Origin of the sequence: Marinomonas hwangdonensis, from assembly GCF_003721245.1 — a bacterium.
Lineage (GTDB): Bacteria > Pseudomonadota > Gammaproteobacteria > Pseudomonadales > Marinomonadaceae > Marinomonas > Marinomonas hwangdonensis.
The window spans coordinates 14,267-28,820 of the sequence record NZ_RIZG01000016.1; the positions used below are offsets into that span (position 1 = coordinate 14,267).

Annotated in this window: 16 protein-coding genes; 6 read left to right on the top strand and 10 right to left on the bottom strand. The window is 42.4% G+C overall.

The genetic code is table 11. The features are described from left to right. Nucleotides 1–121 precede the first annotated feature (121 nt). The 9 genes from EBI00_RS15600 to EBI00_RS15635 all read right to left on the bottom strand — a co-directional run bounded on the left by EBI00_RS15600 (nt 122) and on the right by EBI00_RS15635 (nt 7,535). On the bottom strand, nt 122–316 hold the full coding sequence (locus EBI00_RS15600; RefSeq protein WP_158600777.1) for an LPD1 domain-containing protein: 195 nt from the start codon (nt 314–316) through the stop codon (nt 122–124). A gap of 221 nt (nt 317–537) precedes the next feature. After that, the gene (locus EBI00_RS15605; RefSeq protein WP_148039083.1) at nt 538–792 is read right to left on the bottom strand and encodes a hypothetical protein; all 255 of its coding nucleotides are present in this window, start codon (nt 790–792) and stop codon (nt 538–540) included. A gap of 271 nt (nt 793–1,063) precedes the next feature. Then, nucleotides 1,064–2,038, bottom strand: coding sequence for an IS5 family transposase (locus EBI00_RS15610; RefSeq protein WP_123096862.1), 975 nt, complete (start codon nt 2,036–2,038; stop codon nt 1,064–1,066). Next, entirely contained in the window at nt 2,013–2,375 is a 363-nt protein-coding gene (locus tag EBI00_RS15615) for a hypothetical protein (protein WP_123096863.1), read from the bottom strand. The genes EBI00_RS15610 and EBI00_RS15615 overlap by 26 nt, the downstream gene beginning before the upstream one ends. A 15-nt stretch (nt 2,376–2,390) precedes the next feature. After that, nucleotides 2,391–3,962 (bottom strand): methyl-accepting chemotaxis protein, encoded by a 1,572-nt coding sequence (locus EBI00_RS15620; protein WP_123096864.1) that lies wholly within the window; start codon nt 3,960–3,962, stop codon nt 2,391–2,393. Between the two features lie 540 nt (nt 3,963–4,502). After that, nucleotides 4,503–4,598 (bottom strand): DDE-type integrase/transposase/recombinase, encoded by a 96-nt coding sequence (locus tag EBI00_RS16300; protein WP_421930368.1) that lies wholly within the window; start codon nt 4,596–4,598, stop codon nt 4,503–4,505. 503 nt (nt 4,599–5,101) lie between these two features. Further along, nucleotides 5,102–6,031, bottom strand: a complete 930-nt coding sequence (catA, locus tag EBI00_RS15625; protein ID WP_123096865.1) for a catechol 1,2-dioxygenase — start codon at nt 6,029–6,031, stop codon at nt 5,102–5,104. A gap of 70 nt (nt 6,032–6,101) precedes the next feature. After that, nucleotides 6,102–6,380, bottom strand: a complete 279-nt coding sequence (gene catC / locus EBI00_RS15630) for a muconolactone Delta-isomerase (protein ID WP_123096866.1) — start codon at nt 6,378–6,380, stop codon at nt 6,102–6,104. A 36-nt stretch (nt 6,381–6,416) separates the two neighbouring features. Further along, a complete protein-coding gene (locus tag EBI00_RS15635; protein WP_123096867.1) occupies nt 6,417–7,535 on the bottom strand; it encodes a muconate/chloromuconate family cycloisomerase in 1,119 nt (372 codons plus the stop codon). A gap of 166 nt (nt 7,536–7,701) precedes the next feature. Between EBI00_RS15635 and EBI00_RS15640 the strand changes: the two genes are divergently transcribed. Continuing rightward, nucleotides 7,702–8,610 carry a LysR family transcriptional regulator gene (locus tag EBI00_RS15640; RefSeq protein WP_123096868.1) on the top strand — a complete coding sequence of 303 codons (909 nt, stop codon included), beginning with the start codon at nt 7,702–7,704 and terminating at the stop codon, nt 8,608–8,610. A gap of 29 nt (nt 8,611–8,639) precedes the next feature. Here the strand turns inward: EBI00_RS15640 and EBI00_RS15645 are convergent, their stop codons facing one another. Next, nucleotides 8,640–9,434 carry an IclR family transcriptional regulator domain-containing protein gene (locus EBI00_RS15645; RefSeq protein ID WP_241557072.1) on the bottom strand — a complete coding sequence of 265 codons (795 nt, stop codon included), beginning with the start codon at nt 9,432–9,434 and terminating at the stop codon, nt 8,640–8,642. 184 nt (nt 9,435–9,618) lie between these two features. Here EBI00_RS15645 and EBI00_RS15650 point away from each other — a divergent pair, with 184 nt between their 5' ends. From EBI00_RS15650 to EBI00_RS15670, 5 genes are all read left to right on the top strand, one after another. Continuing rightward, entirely contained in the window at nt 9,619–10,434 is an 816-nt protein-coding gene (locus EBI00_RS15650; RefSeq protein WP_123096869.1) for a CoA transferase subunit A, read from the top strand. 1 nt (nt 10,435) lies between these two features. Then, nucleotides 10,436–11,269 (top strand): CoA-transferase subunit beta, encoded by an 834-nt coding sequence (locus EBI00_RS15655; RefSeq protein WP_123096870.1) that lies wholly within the window; start codon nt 10,436–10,438, stop codon nt 11,267–11,269. Further along, nucleotides 11,266–12,477 (top strand): 3-oxoadipyl-CoA thiolase, encoded by a 1,212-nt coding sequence (pcaF, locus tag EBI00_RS15660; RefSeq protein WP_123096871.1) that lies wholly within the window; start codon nt 11,266–11,268, stop codon nt 12,475–12,477. The genes EBI00_RS15655 and pcaF overlap by 4 nt, the downstream gene beginning before the upstream one ends. Continuing rightward, nucleotides 12,477–13,247, top strand: a complete 771-nt coding sequence (locus EBI00_RS15665) for an alpha/beta fold hydrolase (RefSeq protein ID WP_123096872.1) — start codon at nt 12,477–12,479, stop codon at nt 13,245–13,247. The genes pcaF and EBI00_RS15665 overlap by 1 nt, the downstream gene beginning before the upstream one ends. A gap of 220 nt (nt 13,248–13,467) precedes the next feature. Then, nucleotides 13,468–14,430 carry an AraC family transcriptional regulator gene (locus EBI00_RS15670; protein WP_123096873.1) on the top strand — a complete coding sequence of 321 codons (963 nt, stop codon included), beginning with the start codon at nt 13,468–13,470 and terminating at the stop codon, nt 14,428–14,430. Nucleotides 14,431–14,554 lie beyond the last annotated feature (124 nt).

Here is a 14,554-nt window from a genome sequence, read left to right on the forward strand (position 1 = left end):
AACATTAGGTCGATAAAACCAAAAAGAGCGAATCTGCAGAGATTCGCTCTTTTTGGTTGTTTAGTACGGCATTAAAACACAATCCATAAATTCAATAATTTTTATATCAAACTCACTCTGACTAAGACACTTCCCTGCCCAAAGCCCCACCAAGAGCACCAAAGTAGTGCTGAAACGCTATATTGATACGCTGACGTTGAGCACCCTGCGGATAAAGACCTATCTTCGCCTCTTCTGAATGGCGACTGCCTTTCACCAGAAAACGACTCGATGGATTAGCATCTTCAACAAAGGCTTCGAATGCTCGAGCTGCCATCTCCACAGACCACACCAAAGTTATCCAGCACTGACACAACTAAAACCCTTACCACAACTGAACATCGTTACTTTTACACTGTCAGTACCAATAAGAAAAAATACCGACAAATCGGACCTGAAAATGTCAGTACTTTTTAATCGGTAATTACGGTTTAGATACATAAAATATGTGGGATCTCACGTTCGTGAACTGATTTCCTGCAATTCGTAACTGGAGTTTTATAAAGAGGCTTGGTTCAAATCATCTGTAATCTTAAAGTGCAACATTCCTTCTTTTTGAAATACAGGTACGTTATCAGTAAAGACATCCGAATTATCAATTTTGTAGCGTAGCCTTAGCTGACCGCTTGCAATGCTTAATCCATCTGACTTTGTATACATGCCCATGACTACACCATCAGGGTAATTGCATTGAAATTTAGCTGCAATATCCGCCTGATTAATCTCTGCTTTATAAACACTAGTATTAGTCATTATGTCTTTTACATCAGAGTACATCCAAGATGCAGAACACACCTTCAAACTTGTTAGAGCGATTAAAGTAGTTAAAAAACTTCATACCAACACCTTGCTTACAATTAAGAAATATCCGGTGCACAACAATTAATTAAGGAAACTGCGATTAAGAAGTTGAACAGTAGCCAGTGTTTCTAACTTGGTTAAAAAATCGCAAAATATCACCCATTTCAGTACTTTTAGACTCTAAACAAGCTATTTTAGCCTTATTTAGAGGCTTTTAGACGGATTAACCCCTTGCAGCCCGTATCATCTGGTCAATCCTGAATACATTGGCTAAGGCAAACAGCATCGCCAGTTTGTTATCATTTTTCTCTAGGCCGCGATAGACGACTTTCCTAAACCCAAACTGGCGCTTTATGATCCGAAATGGGTGCTCGACTTTTGCTCTGATACTAGCTTTTATGTATTCCGTTCGGATAGGTTGCTTGTTTATTCTTGGGTGTTTCTTGAGAAGACGCATCTTACTTGGCATCTCAGCAATCAACCATTCGGCCTTGATGTCTTTGAGTTCTTTTCTTTTATGTGCGCCTCGATAACCTGAATCTCCTGAGATAAACGCTTCTTCACCATGAAGCAGATTTTCTGTTTCCGAGATGTCGTGTACATTGGCCGCCGTTGTGCTGAGGCTGTGTGTTAGCCATGTTCTAGCATCAACGCCGATGTGGGCTTTTAACCCGAAGAACCATTGTTTACCTTTTTGAGTCTGATGCATCTCGGGGTCGCGTGCTTTTGCTTTATTCTTGGTTGAGCTAGCGGCTTCAATAATAGTGGCGTCGACAATCGTGCCTTCTTTTAGATAAATTCCAGCGCTAGACAACCACTTATTGACCTCTTTGAACAGCTGACGGGAGAGCTTATGCTTTTCCAGTAAGTGTCTAAAATTCATAATGGTTGTGTGATCAGGGATCGCACTGTCCAACGACAATCCAGCAAACAAACGCATGGAGGTGATTTCATAAAGCGCGTCTTCCATAGCAGGATCGCTCATGTTGTACCAATGCTGCATGCAGTGAATGCGAAACATGGTGGACAATGGATACGGTCTTCTTCCTTTCCCCGATTTTGGGTAGAAAGGCTCAATGACCGTTTCAAGCTGATCCCACGGCATCAATTCATCCATGCGAGTTAAGAAAACTTCTTTGCGTGTTTTACGACGCTTGTTGTTGAATTCGCTGTCAGCAAAGGTAAGTTGATGTGACATGGTCAGGCTCAATGATTAAAAATGAATTATCGCATGCGCGGGACTTATTCGCATCTTCCCTCGCATCTGACACTTGAAAGACATCTGAATCCAAAATAGTATGTGCGCAGAAAGAAACCTCCCTTGAAGTTTCCGTTACACTCACGCCTTGTTTCGATTTAAACCACTGCCGTTCAGCATCAACCAATGTCACCATCACCATAGGAACATTCAACGCAGCTTTGGCGAGTAAAGTAATGCGATCAAATCGTTTTTCTGGCTCACTATCAAGCAGTGCGGTGTTTAAAAGGGCGTTCAATCTAGCGTGTTCATTACTAGGTTCAAGGGGCTTTTCCATATCTCTATGCCTTAATTAGTCTGCGCTACTGAATCTTTGTATTAGTTTGTAAAGGTCACTTGTTGTGGCTTCTAATCGCTTATTTGAGTTGGATGTTTCATTTGCATTCTCACTTGCAACAAGAGCACTGTCAGCTATCTCGGTCACTTGCTTGTGTATATACTCAGCCACACTACTTTGCTCTTCTACGGATGCTGACATCTGAAGAGTCATGTCATTAATACTTTGTACTGCACCAAGAATCTCTTCGAGGGAACGTTTCGTCTTGTCCACCATCTCAACCCCATCCGTGGCAGCACTCTCGCCTTGTTGTGATATGTCTACTGCGCTTTGCGCTTTGGCTATTAAGTTCTCAATTATTTTGTGAATCCCATCGGTCGATTCTCGCGTTCTGGTAGCAAGCGTTCTCACTTCATCAGCAACAACGCTAAATCCTCTACCATGCTCGCCTGCTCTTGCAGCTTCAATAGCCGCATTTAGAGCCAATAAATTAGTTTGATCCGAAATGGTTGTTATAAGATCAGCCGCTTTACCAATTTCTTCTGTTGAGTTGGATAAGTCCTCGACGGTGTGCGCGATACTCGACACCGATTTGCTAAGCTGATCAATGGCGTTTAACGCTTGTTCCGCCAAGTTAGCACCAACATTAACATTCTGAGTAACCAGTTCAGATTTTTCAGAATTAGTGCTTATATTGCTGGCCACTTCTTGGATAGCAGTTGACATCTCATGAATAGCAGAAGCAATGTCCTGTGTTTTTTGGTTTTGTTCGTTGATTAATGCTTTACTGGAGTCGGCTTGTTCACGAGTGGAACGGACAATTGATCCTAATGTTGCTACAGAGTCTTCAACTCGAGTTATAGCGGTTCTCGAACGAGCTGACTCACTTATGACCATCATTTCCAACTGCGCTTTTGCGCCAGCGTATTGAGAGTACGTACTTGCAACTATCTTATTTTTAAACGCATTTGGCTTTAACTCTGACAGCTTATTATATTGTTTTTCTTGCTGTATGAAGGACAATAAGCAAAGTAACGCACCCATTGCAGATACTATGAGGCTGGTAGTGCCCCCCAACATGACAACACTTGCTACAGCCGCTAGGACTGTTGGTAGCCATATATGCATAAGCTGATTCGAGTAGTATTTGGCATGTTGCCACACTGAAACAGGAGATTTTCCACTTCGCATTCGGGTATAAACCCTTTCGGCTCGTGCCTTTTGTTCTTCCGATGGAACTACACGAACAGATTCGTAACCAATGATTTCTTCGCCTTCAAAAATGGGAGTGACGTAGGCACTTACCCAGTAATAATCTCCGTTTTTTCGACGATTTTTTACTAAACCCATCCAAGGATTACCTTTACTGATCGTTTGCCACATACTCTCATACACTGATGGAGGCATGTCTGGATGACGAACAAGGTTGTGAGGAGCATCAACTAACTCCTCACGACTGTAACCACTGACCTTCAAAAAAGCATCATTGAAATATTTGATTTGACCCTTTTTGTCTGTTGCTGAGATCAAGCGATCAGAGCTTGAAAATCGGTATTCTTTCTGTGTTACCGGCTGATTATTTCTCATGGTTACCTCTTTCCGAGTGTGTCGGCGGTCAATGCATGTACATGCAGAATAGATTAGCGCATTTCTTTATAGCTATATATGATTTATCTAAATTAATTAAATCTTTTATAAATAGTCGCCTGTATTGGTCAACCAGAAATATCCACCGCTTTGCTTTATAGTTGATCTAGTATAGTCCTTCCTTTTTATACGGGCTTGCAACAGCGTTGTGCCAATGAGGTCTTAACTGACAGTAATACCCAATGATGTATTTCATAATATAGTGTTTAACTTGATCTAATGTGTGACAACCATACGGTTGTACTTATTCTGTTTTAAGCTTTTGAAGAATCGTTCCATTGGCGCAATATCCCAATAGTTAGTCCGTCTACTTAAACTTTGAGTCATTTGGCATTACCACAGTGTTTGTAGGAACTCACGACTGGTATAGCGGCTGCTTTGATCACCATGAAACGTAACGCATTTTGGTCGTCCACGACTTTAATAGGCCATTTTCAATGCATTACTTGTTAACTCACTATTTGGTGACAGAGGCATTACTCAGCCAACAGGCTTACGAGTATAAAGATCAATCACTGTGGCAAGATAAGCCCAACTTTTCCCGTTCCAAATGTAAGTCACATCGCCACACCACACACTATCACTTGACTAGATATTAACTGACGATCTAAATGGTTTGGTATATCAAGACACTCATTGCACGTTTTCTTATAGATATGAATATGTATTTGACAGCTTACTAGGCCTATGTTTTTCATTTTTGGCCTATTATTCATAATTTTCACCTAATTTTTTCATTGGTGAATTTTATCATCATCAATTAGATGACCTAAATAACCACACCACTAAACCTAAATTATTTATGAATAATTAAAGCTCCATAACAAACAGAAAATATTAAATATTCACCATAAAATTAGGTAATGCGCAAAAAATGATACTGTTAATATTTATATAAAAATAACTTCACTAAATAAAAACTGAAAGGCTTATATCCAACTATCAAAAGACATTTTATTGGAATTCACAAATTTAAAAATTTTTGAAAACATCAAATGGGAGTATTTTAAAATCGAATGGAAGAGTTTAAAAAAGAGTCGGCAAAATTATTAATTTTACCGACTTAAACTAAGATTATATTAATTGAGGGATACACGCTCTCGAGTATGCTTAGACTCCAACTCAACTTTATCTGACTTAATCAAAGTAATATTGAATTCTACATCAAGATATTCACCCCCAAATCCATGCTTCTCAATCATATCTTTGTCACTGGAAAGCACAGCTTCTACCACTAACTCATCGCGTGTGGCAAAAGCAAAATCATCATATGTATACTCATCGCCTGCAAGATTAATTTGTGTTGTTAAATGTTTACAGCCTGGTTTTGATACAAAATAATGAATGTGAGCTGGACGATTTCCATGACGACCAAGTAGATTTAGCACTTTTATTGAAGACCCTTCTGGTGGGCAGCCATAACCACTGGGTACAATACTTCGTGCGAAATAATAGCCGTTTTCATCCGTAAGCACTTTACGACGTAAGTTAAGCTCGCTCTGCGTAGTATCAAAGAATGAGTAAGCACCCTTAGTATCCGCATGCCAAATATCAACCAGTGCTCCAGCAATAGCATTACCATTTTCATCTCGTACTTGACCGTGCAACCACATACCCTGCCCAGGTGTGTTACCATCGTCCATCCGAGTTTCTGTTTGAGAAGTCGGTGCCCCTTCAACATACAATGGACCTTCAATCGTACGTGGCGTGCCACCTGAAAGCCCCGCTGCTTCGTCCTTAGCATCCTCACGAATGTCTAAAAAATGATCGAACCCTAGGCCTGGGGCTAACAGTACAGCCTCTTTGTTACTACCTAGTTCATTTATATAGTTCGCAGCATGCCAAAATTCATCCGGAGTAATATCAAGATCATCGATAATTTTATATATATCAGAGATTAGTCGATACATGATTTCTTTTACTCGTGGATTACCTTTATCATTATCTAAACCAGCTACTTTTTTAATTAACTCTTGTACCGCTGCTGTTTTAATTGTTTTTACAGTCATTTCATCTCTCCACTTTGATGTGCTTAAGTAAACACTTAGATTAATTTTTATTTTTTACCAATAAATATTTTTATTTAATGGAAGAAGGATGTTGACAAAGCGCCACGACATTCATCTTCATAAAAGGGTACAGGGGCAGTCCAGTTAACACCTCGTGTAGGTGGGCGTTGTCCCTAACATCAAAAATACTGACGTTAGAATATTGACCCACTACGCGCCATAAATGAACCCAAATACCCGCTTCTTGCAGCTCCTGTGAGTAGTTTTTTTCTTTTAACTTAATCGCGTCCGCCTCTGCCGTGGGTAGGTCTTTAGGAATATTCACTGTCATTTCAACTTTAAAAAGCATGTTCGTTTCCTCATTATCATTTGCGTTGATGTAGGACTATTTACGTCGATAAAGCCTCAGCTTCTCTTCATCTATTTCAACTCCCAAGCCTGAGGACTGGGGAACAACAACGCCATTGCTGTGGTAATTCAGTGGCTGTTTTATAATGTCATCTTGCAGCAAAAGCGGGCCAAACATCTCACTTCCCCAATGCAATTTGGGTAAGGTTGACCAAGCATGAATGGCAACCGCAGTGCCTATAGAGCCTTCTAATAAAGTACCACCATACAATCCCATGCCACTAGACGAGGACACTGTTGCCGCATAAAGCGCTTCAATGGGTCCACCTGACTTGGCAATTTTCAATGCGATGCCGCCGTTGAAACCACGCTGAGCCAATTGGAATATGTCCACAGCATCAGAAACACCTTCATCGGCTAAAATGGGAATGGTAAATTTCTGTGATAATCGAGCCAGTGCGTCCCATTCTTTTGCTGGGGTTGGCTGTTCGACTAAATCCACACCCGCCGCTTGTAGTGCTGCCATGCCTTTTGTCGCTGTCGCTTCATCCCATGCTTGGTTGACATCGACACGTACGCTGACCCCCTCACCAAGTGCTGCTTTAATGGAGGCAACGTGGGCCACGTCTTCATTGACATGACGAGAACCAATTTTCAGTTTGAATTCACAATGTCGACCACTCGCGATAAGCGCTTTGGCCTCGGCAATGTCTTTATCCGTATTTCCTGACGCCAATACCCAAAGACAGGGAATGTGCTGATGAATCGCCCCACCGAGTAAAGTAGAAACCGGCACACCTAAATGCTTACCTTGCAAATCTAAAAGCGCTGTCTGTAACGCTGATTTCGCGATCATATTGCCGCGTACCGTCAAGCTCATGCGCTGGATCAAAGACTTAATACTGTCTAATGATTGACCAATCAATAACGGTGCGAGATAAGTATCTATGTTCATTTTGATGCTTTCAGGGCTTTCAGGGCCATACGCCAAGCCACCAATAGTGGTGCCCTCGCCTACCCCTTCAAAACCTTGGTCATCTTTAATTCGAACAATCACCATGCTTTGCACTGCCATGGATGTCATCGATAGTTTGTGAGGGCGAATGGTAGGTATATCCACAATCATTGTTTCAATATAGGTGATTTTCGATGTCATACTAAAATGTGTCCGTTTTGTTTTTTCTTACACTAGACCCACTCGAAACAGAGAACAAATATCAATTTAGTATCTATCGATACCTTTTAAGTATGGGTTGTGGCTAAATAGAATAATTGCATGCAAGACATACAGAGACAAAATCAGTGAAATTACAGGACAAATTATGGAATTAAGACATCTTCGATATTTTTGTGCGGTTGCCGTGGAAAAAAACCTGACCCGCGCTGCGGAGAAGCTTTTTATTGCCCAACCACCACTGACTAGGCAGATTAAGCAATTGGAAGAGGAGTTGGGAGTACAGCTGTTTGAAAGACACTCTAGAGGATTAACATTAACCCCAGCTGGTGAGTACTTTTGGGAGCAAGCTAAACAGATGTTGGCTAAAGCTGATACTGTGGTTGAAAACACCCGTAGAATTGCTGAAAACCAGAAAACTGTCTTCAGTATTGGCTTTGTGCCGTCGGTGTTTTATGGGCAGTTGCCATCTCTGGTGAGGGATTTACGCCAACAAACCAAGGCAGATATTTTACTGCATGATTTAAAAACAGGCGAGCAAATTGAGGCGTTGAAGACAGGCAAAATTGATATTGGTTTTGGTCGCTTAACCATTCCCGACGAACAAGTGGAACAAACTATTTTATTTAATGAGCCTTTATTAGTCGCATTGCATATTGGTCACTCTCTTCTTAAAAAAGGTGAACCAACGCTGGAAGAACTGGCTAAGATACCAATGATTTTGTACCCAGCAAACCAATCGGCCACGCCGACTTTTGCAGATATTTGCCTGTCTCTTTTTACTAGCCGTGGTCTGGCCACAAAGGTGACTCAGCAAGTGAATGATTTACAAACAGCGTTAGGCTTGGTTGCTTCTGAAATGGGGTTTGCATTGGTGTCCGAGCAAGTTAAACATTTTGGTCGAGATGACTTAGTGTTCATTCCTTTGCGAGATAAATCTATCACCTCCCCGGTGATTTTTAGTCGTAGAAAGGAACCGATGGATGCCATTACGGCGCTGGCCGTTGAGATTCTTAAAAGCCTGGTTGAGAATCGTCAAAGCGACCAGTATCGCTAGCAATCGGTTTTACTAGATGCTTTAGCTCTCTATTTCGTGTGCAGACGAATCTGTTCTGCGGCCTCCTGCAGGACAGGTAAGCATTCTTCTATCAAGGCTTGATGACATACTCGCGATGCATTCGTGCTAAGGTTAATCGCACCAAGTAACGTACCATCAAAAGTAAACGCGGGCACTGCTAACGAACGCAAGCCAAGATCCAGTTCTTGATCCACTATACAAAAATTTTGCTCTGCAACCTGTTCAATCATTTGCTCAAAAACTGATTTATCGACAATACTATTTTGAGTGAACGCCTCAAGAGAGAGATTTTTGATCCACTCTTTTTGCTTTTCAATCGGCAAGCTTGCAACTAGCATTCGACCCATCGAAGTATAAGCCGCAGGCAATCGTGTTCCTGCACTTAACGTTATCGACATTAAACGATGGGAGGCAGGAGAACGCACAACGTACATAACATCTTGGTCATCTAGTACCGCTAACGAAGAGGATTCGCCCAGTCGTGCGGTTACTTCATGTAAATAATGTTCCACCACATTCAGATGGTCGTTACTAGCATTATATGCATAACCCAGACCTAGTACTTTCGGGGTTAAGGTAAATTGTCTCCCTTCGCGTTTTATGTAGCCTAACGCATTTAAGGTCAGTAAAAAACGGCGTGCTTTGGCACGGTCCATACCAGTTTGCTCGGCGACCTCAGACAAGGTCATTTTTTTATGTAGTGGATCAAATGCCATGATGACACCTAGTCCTGACGCAAGTGCACCGACATAGTCCCTATGATCCGGTGACAGCATTTCCTCATTCATAGCCAATTTACTCATCTCTATTAACAACCTCTCCATTATTTCTGATTCGCTACTGACTCGCTAGCAAAGAACACTTTTTCAACCAAATTCTAGACAAGAGAAAATAAAAAATGTGCCTATAGCACTTGACCATCACGCTAGTATTGATCTATCTTGTTCGTATTGCAAACTTAAATTCGTATAGCGAACAGGAAACATTATGACGAAGTTTATGACATTGAAAGACGCTGTCGCCACCTATGTAAAAGATGGTGACTCCATTGCGCTTGAAGGCTTTACCCATCTAATACCCTTCGCTGCAGGACACGAGATCATTCGTCAGAAACGACGCAATCTGTCTCTCATTCGTATGACACCCGATCTGATTTATGATCAATTAGTCGGCGCGGGCTGTGTGCGAAAACTCACTTTTTCTTGGGGCGGAAACCCTGGTGTTGGTTCGCTTCATCGAGTTCGTGATGCCATAGAAAATGATTACCCTTGCGCACTAGAAACGGTAGAACACAGCCATGCTGCTATGGCGAATGCTTATGAAGCTGGCGCGGCGGGTTTACCATTGGCGGTTTTTCGCGGCTACATAGGTAGTGAGCTACCGTTGGTCAACAAAGAGATTGCCTCCATAACCTGCCCTTTTACTGGCGAACAGCTAGCGGCCATTCCAGCCATTAAACCGGATGTGGGCATTATTCATGCTCAAAAAGCCGATCGCGCAGGCAATGTGCTTATCGAAGGAATTATTGGCGTTCAAAAAGAAGTTGTACTTTCCGCTAAATGCAGCATTGTCACAGTAGAAGAGATTGTCGATGACTTGGAAGTCACGCCAAACGCTTGCGTCTTACCAGCCTGGGCAATTGACGCGATTGCGGTCGCACCGGAAGGTGCAAAGCCTTCTTATGCGCTTGGTTATTACGACAGAGACAACAACTATTACAAACAATGGGACAACATCAGTCGCGACAGAGACAGCTTCAACCAATGGTTGGAATCCCATGTGTTTGGCCAAGGAGATGTTTAATATGACAACCCATAACGATACGACTCAATATTCTTCTGCTGAAATGATGACCATCACAGCAGCACGCGCCTTAACCAATAATATGACCTGTTTTGTGGGGATTGGTTTGCCTAGCGAAGCCGCTAACGTAGCGCGTTTGACTCATGCTCCAGATGTTACCCTGATCTACGAATCTGGCACCTTGCAAACCAAACCCGATGTGCTGCCGTTGTCTATTGGTGATGGCGAACTGTGTGAATCGGCTCTCACCACCGTATCTGTACCAGAAATGTTCCGTTATTGGCTACAAGGTGGCCACATCGATGTGGGCTTTTTAGGGACAGCGCAGATCGACCGTTTTGCCAATTTGAATACCACGGTTATTGCTGCTAATCATCCTGAAGGCGGCAAAAATGGCGCTCACAGTTATGCAAATCCAAGAGTCCGTTTACCGGGTGGTGGTGGTGCTCCGGAAATTTCTACCAACGCCAAAGAAGTCTTTATTACCGTTAAACATTCAAAACGTACGTTCGTAAAAGACGTTGATTTTATCACAACGATTGGTTTTGGACGTGATGGCAAAGGCCGCGATAATCTACCAAATATCGGTCGTGGCCCAGGTGTGGTTATTACGGATTTATGTATTTTAAAACCAGACCCAGCAACCAAAGAACTTATCGTTACGAGCTTACACCCAGGCACAACGAAAGAAGACATTATTGAAGCCACAGGTTGGGAAATAAAATTCGCCGATGCGCTTGAGACGACACCAGTACCAAGCGAAAAAGAATTGCACGTATTACGCGAATTAAAAGCACGAACTGAAAAAGCACACAGTGCTCAGGAGGCAATATGAGCTCGGTTTACATCTGTCACCCTAAACGCTCCGCCGTTGGCCGTTATGCAGGTTCCCTTGCAGCAGTGCGCCCAGACGACATGCTAGCTCAAGTCATTCAAGCTGTGCTAGGTGATGCTCCAAACCTTGATCCCGCGGCCATTGATGACGCTATTTTTGGTTGTGCCAATCAATCAGGTGAAGACAATCGTAACGTGGCGCGCATGGCTACACTGCTGTCTGGAATGCCCTATAGCGTATCCGCCACAACGATGAACCGTTTATGCGGATCAGGTATGGATGCTATCGGTACCGCATTTCGAGCCATTCAGGCCGGTGAAGCTGAATTAATATTAGCCGGCGGCGTTGAATCCATGTCTCGTGCTCCATTCGTTATGGGCAAACCAAGCGCAGCATTTGATAGACAGCAAACATTAGAAGACACCACAATGGGCTGGCGTTTTATTAATCCAGTATTAAAATCATTGTATGGCACTGAATCCATGCCAGAAACAGCGGAAAACATTGCTGAGCGCTACAACATAACGCGTCAACAGCAAGATGCATTCGCTTTGCGTTCTCAACAAAAAGCCAAAGCGGCACAAGATGAAGGCCGCTTCGCCGAAGAAATAACCCCGATTACGATCAAGCCAAAACGTGGTAATCCAATCATCGTAGATCAAGACGAACATCTACGTCCTGATACCACCTTAGAAGATTTAGCAAAACTTAGAGCGCCGTTTCGAGATAATGGCTCAGTGACGGCCGGCAATGCATCCGGTATAAACGACGGTGCCGCTGCAATGTTGATTGCCAGTAAAGCAGCGGTCGAGAAACACAAGCTAGAACCTTTAGCGAAAATTATTAGTATGGCAACCGCTGGTGTGGAACCGACAGTGATGGGCATGGGACCAGTTCCCGCCGTACAAAAATTACTAAAACGTACCGGCCTTACTCTCGCCGACATGGATGTGATCGAATTAAATGAAGCCTTTGCAGTGCAAGGGTTAGCCTGTATACAAGAATTAGGGCTTTCACCAGAAGATGAACGAATTAACCCAAATGGTGGCGCGATTGCCCTTGGACATCCATTAGGTATGTCAGGTGCTCGGCTATTACAATCAGCTGCTATGCAGTTAGAACGTACTGGTGGACGCTATGCCATTTGCACCATGTGTATTGGCGTCGGACAGGGTATTGCAATGCTGATCGAACGGAGCGACATTTAATGAAGAAGCTATTTTTTACGCTGGAAGGCGATAGCAATAAATCTACTATAGTGCTTGGTCACCCTTTGGGAATGAACAGCCGAGTTTGGGATGGCATTATACCAGAATTATTAAAGCATTTTCGCGTTATCCGCTGGGATCTTCCAGGGCATGGACTTAGCGCCCCCCTCGATCCAAACGCTCCACCATTAACAGAAAATGACTTGATAAATCCATTAATTGAAAAATGCGATGAACTGGGTATTAAGCAATTTCACTACGTGGGCACATCCATAGGCGGCATGATTGGCCAACAACTAGTGACTCAATATCCTGAGCGTTTGTTGAGTGCGACCTTAACCAATACTGGGGCAAAAATTGGCAGCAAAGAGGCGTGGCTAACTCGCCAACAGGACGTTATGGCTCTGGGTTTGGAGAGTATGACGGCAACCTTAGTACTACGTTGGTTTAGTGAGCACAGCGTGCAAACTAAACCTGCTTTGGCAAGCTACTGGCAAGAACAGCTCGCCCACGTCGATGACTTCAGCTACGGCGCACTCTGTGCTTGGCTTGGCAATATGGACCTCACCGATACATTGGGGCCAAGTCCACTACCGATACAATTAATCTGTGGTGAAAAAGACATCGCGACGTCACCTGAGCTGATGGAAACACTTGCTTCGCTGCTACAAGTCGACAAGCTAGAAGTTATCAATCAGATTGGTCATGTTCCATCGGTGGAATCACCAGAACAACTTGCGTCTTTACTAGGGGCTTTTTTAAGTCCATAACGTTTTGATCATATATCTGTTTTGTAGGACGACATAAAATTATTCGTTTAGGCATATTTACTCACCACACTGGTGGGTTAATTTGCCTTCTTCTATCAGCGCGATAAGTCCGATTGAGAAAAAATCCATTAGAATAAACTAATAATTAATAATTGTTAGTGGCTATAAATTAGCCTAATATCAATAAACTAATAATAATTACAAATAATGGTCAAAGACTATGTTTATTAACGCTCTCAGTAACGCTGTTGTTTTTAACCAAGCTCACCCGCTTGAGATTTCAAATTATATAAATAATCATATTGGTCATCATACTTTGGTGTATGAATCGGTTAAAAATTGTAATTATTATCCGTCTCAACTTAAGCATCGAAATTTCGCTGAGTTAGGATTATCTTCCATTCGTTATGGTAGTGAGGTGAAAATTCACTGCGCGGATTTAAACGATGTCTATCATTTTCAAGTTGTCACGCATGGCCAATGCTGCTGGCAGTTTGAAGAAGAATCTTTACTGTTAAAGCCTGGTCAAGCCTTGATGATGAATCCACATGAAAATATGGATATTTCATATTCAGCTGATTGTGAAAAAGTAATTGTGAAGGTACCTCAGATTTTCATTGATGACTTATGTCTAGAGCAAAACAGGGATATTCCAAGCTCTGGTGTTTTATTCGAACGAAAGGTTATTGAACTAAACAAATCACTTGGCTTTTTGAGCCTTATCGACGCTATTTTACACGAGGCAAATGACTCAGAAATAGATTTTCTACAGCTACAATCCCCTTACAGAAACCTTCTGATTCGCAAGCTCTTTCAGCAATTCGATAACAATACGCAGAACTCACAAGACCCAGAACTGAGCGACCGTTGTTTCACCACACTACTGCAATATATTAATAGCAATATCAAACAAGACATAGGTATCGAAGAGTTGGCTAACGTGGCTCATATTAGCGTGAGAACAGTCTACAACTTATTCGCCAAGCATTATCACAATACTCCCAAAGCGTTTATCAAACAAACCAAACTCAAGCATTTAAGAAAAGAGATAGCGCTAAACAGTGATATACGCAATGTGACTCAGATCGCTTTGGATTATGGCTTTATGCATCTTGGACGTTTCTCATCTGACTACAAAAAAATGTTTTCAGAGTTGCCATCAGAAACATTAAAGCGCCGATAAAAAAGCTTCGGCCGACACTACCTGATTGGCGTATTTTTTACCTCATTAAGGTATCAGCAGTCTTTTTTAGTGCTGCAATCTCTGGTCATGTCCATTAGGGAACGTGCGATTAAGTCAGATTATT

What these genes read in the sequence shown, in the direction of transcription:
- EBI00_RS15605 (WP_148039083.1), bottom strand. Translation starts at nt 792, where the DNA reads ATGACTAATACTAGTGTTTATAAAGCAGAGATTAATCAGGCGGATATT.
- EBI00_RS15640 (WP_123096868.1), top strand. Translation starts at nt 7,702, where the DNA reads ATGGAATTAAGACATCTTCGATATTTTTGTGCGGTTGCCGTGGAAAAA.
- EBI00_RS15615 (WP_123096863.1), bottom strand. Translation starts at nt 2,375, where the DNA reads ATGGAAAAGCCCCTTGAACCTAGTAATGAACACGCTAGATTGAACGCC.
- EBI00_RS15670 (WP_123096873.1), top strand. Translation starts at nt 13,468, where the DNA reads ATGTTTATTAACGCTCTCAGTAACGCTGTTGTTTTTAACCAAGCTCAC.
- catA (WP_123096865.1), bottom strand. Translation starts at nt 6,031, where the DNA reads ATGACTGTAAAAACAATTAAAACAGCAGCGGTACAAGAGTTAATTAAA.
- catC (WP_123096866.1), bottom strand. Translation starts at nt 6,380, where the DNA reads ATGCTTTTTAAAGTTGAAATGACAGTGAATATTCCTAAAGACCTACCC.
- EBI00_RS15650 (WP_123096869.1), top strand. Translation starts at nt 9,619, where the DNA reads ATGACGAAGTTTATGACATTGAAAGACGCTGTCGCCACCTATGTAAAA.
- EBI00_RS15610 (WP_123096862.1), bottom strand. Translation starts at nt 2,038, where the DNA reads ATGTCACATCAACTTACCTTTGCTGACAGCGAATTCAACAACAAGCGT.
- EBI00_RS15665 (WP_123096872.1), top strand. Translation starts at nt 12,477, where the DNA reads ATGAAGAAGCTATTTTTTACGCTGGAAGGCGATAGCAATAAATCTACT.
- EBI00_RS15600 (WP_158600777.1), bottom strand. Translation starts at nt 316, where the DNA reads ATGGCAGCTCGAGCATTCGAAGCCTTTGTTGAAGATGCTAATCCATCG.
- EBI00_RS15635 (WP_123096867.1), bottom strand. Translation starts at nt 7,535, where the DNA reads ATGACATCGAAAATCACCTATATTGAAACAATGATTGTGGATATACCT.
- EBI00_RS15655 (WP_123096870.1), top strand. Translation starts at nt 10,436, where the DNA reads ATGACAACCCATAACGATACGACTCAATATTCTTCTGCTGAAATGATG.
- pcaF (WP_123096871.1), top strand. Translation starts at nt 11,266, where the DNA reads ATGAGCTCGGTTTACATCTGTCACCCTAAACGCTCCGCCGTTGGCCGT.
- EBI00_RS15620 (WP_123096864.1), bottom strand. Translation starts at nt 3,962, where the DNA reads ATGAGAAATAATCAGCCGGTAACACAGAAAGAATACCGATTTTCAAGC.
- EBI00_RS15645 (WP_241557072.1), bottom strand. Translation starts at nt 9,434, where the DNA reads ATGAGTAAATTGGCTATGAATGAGGAAATGCTGTCACCGGATCATAGG.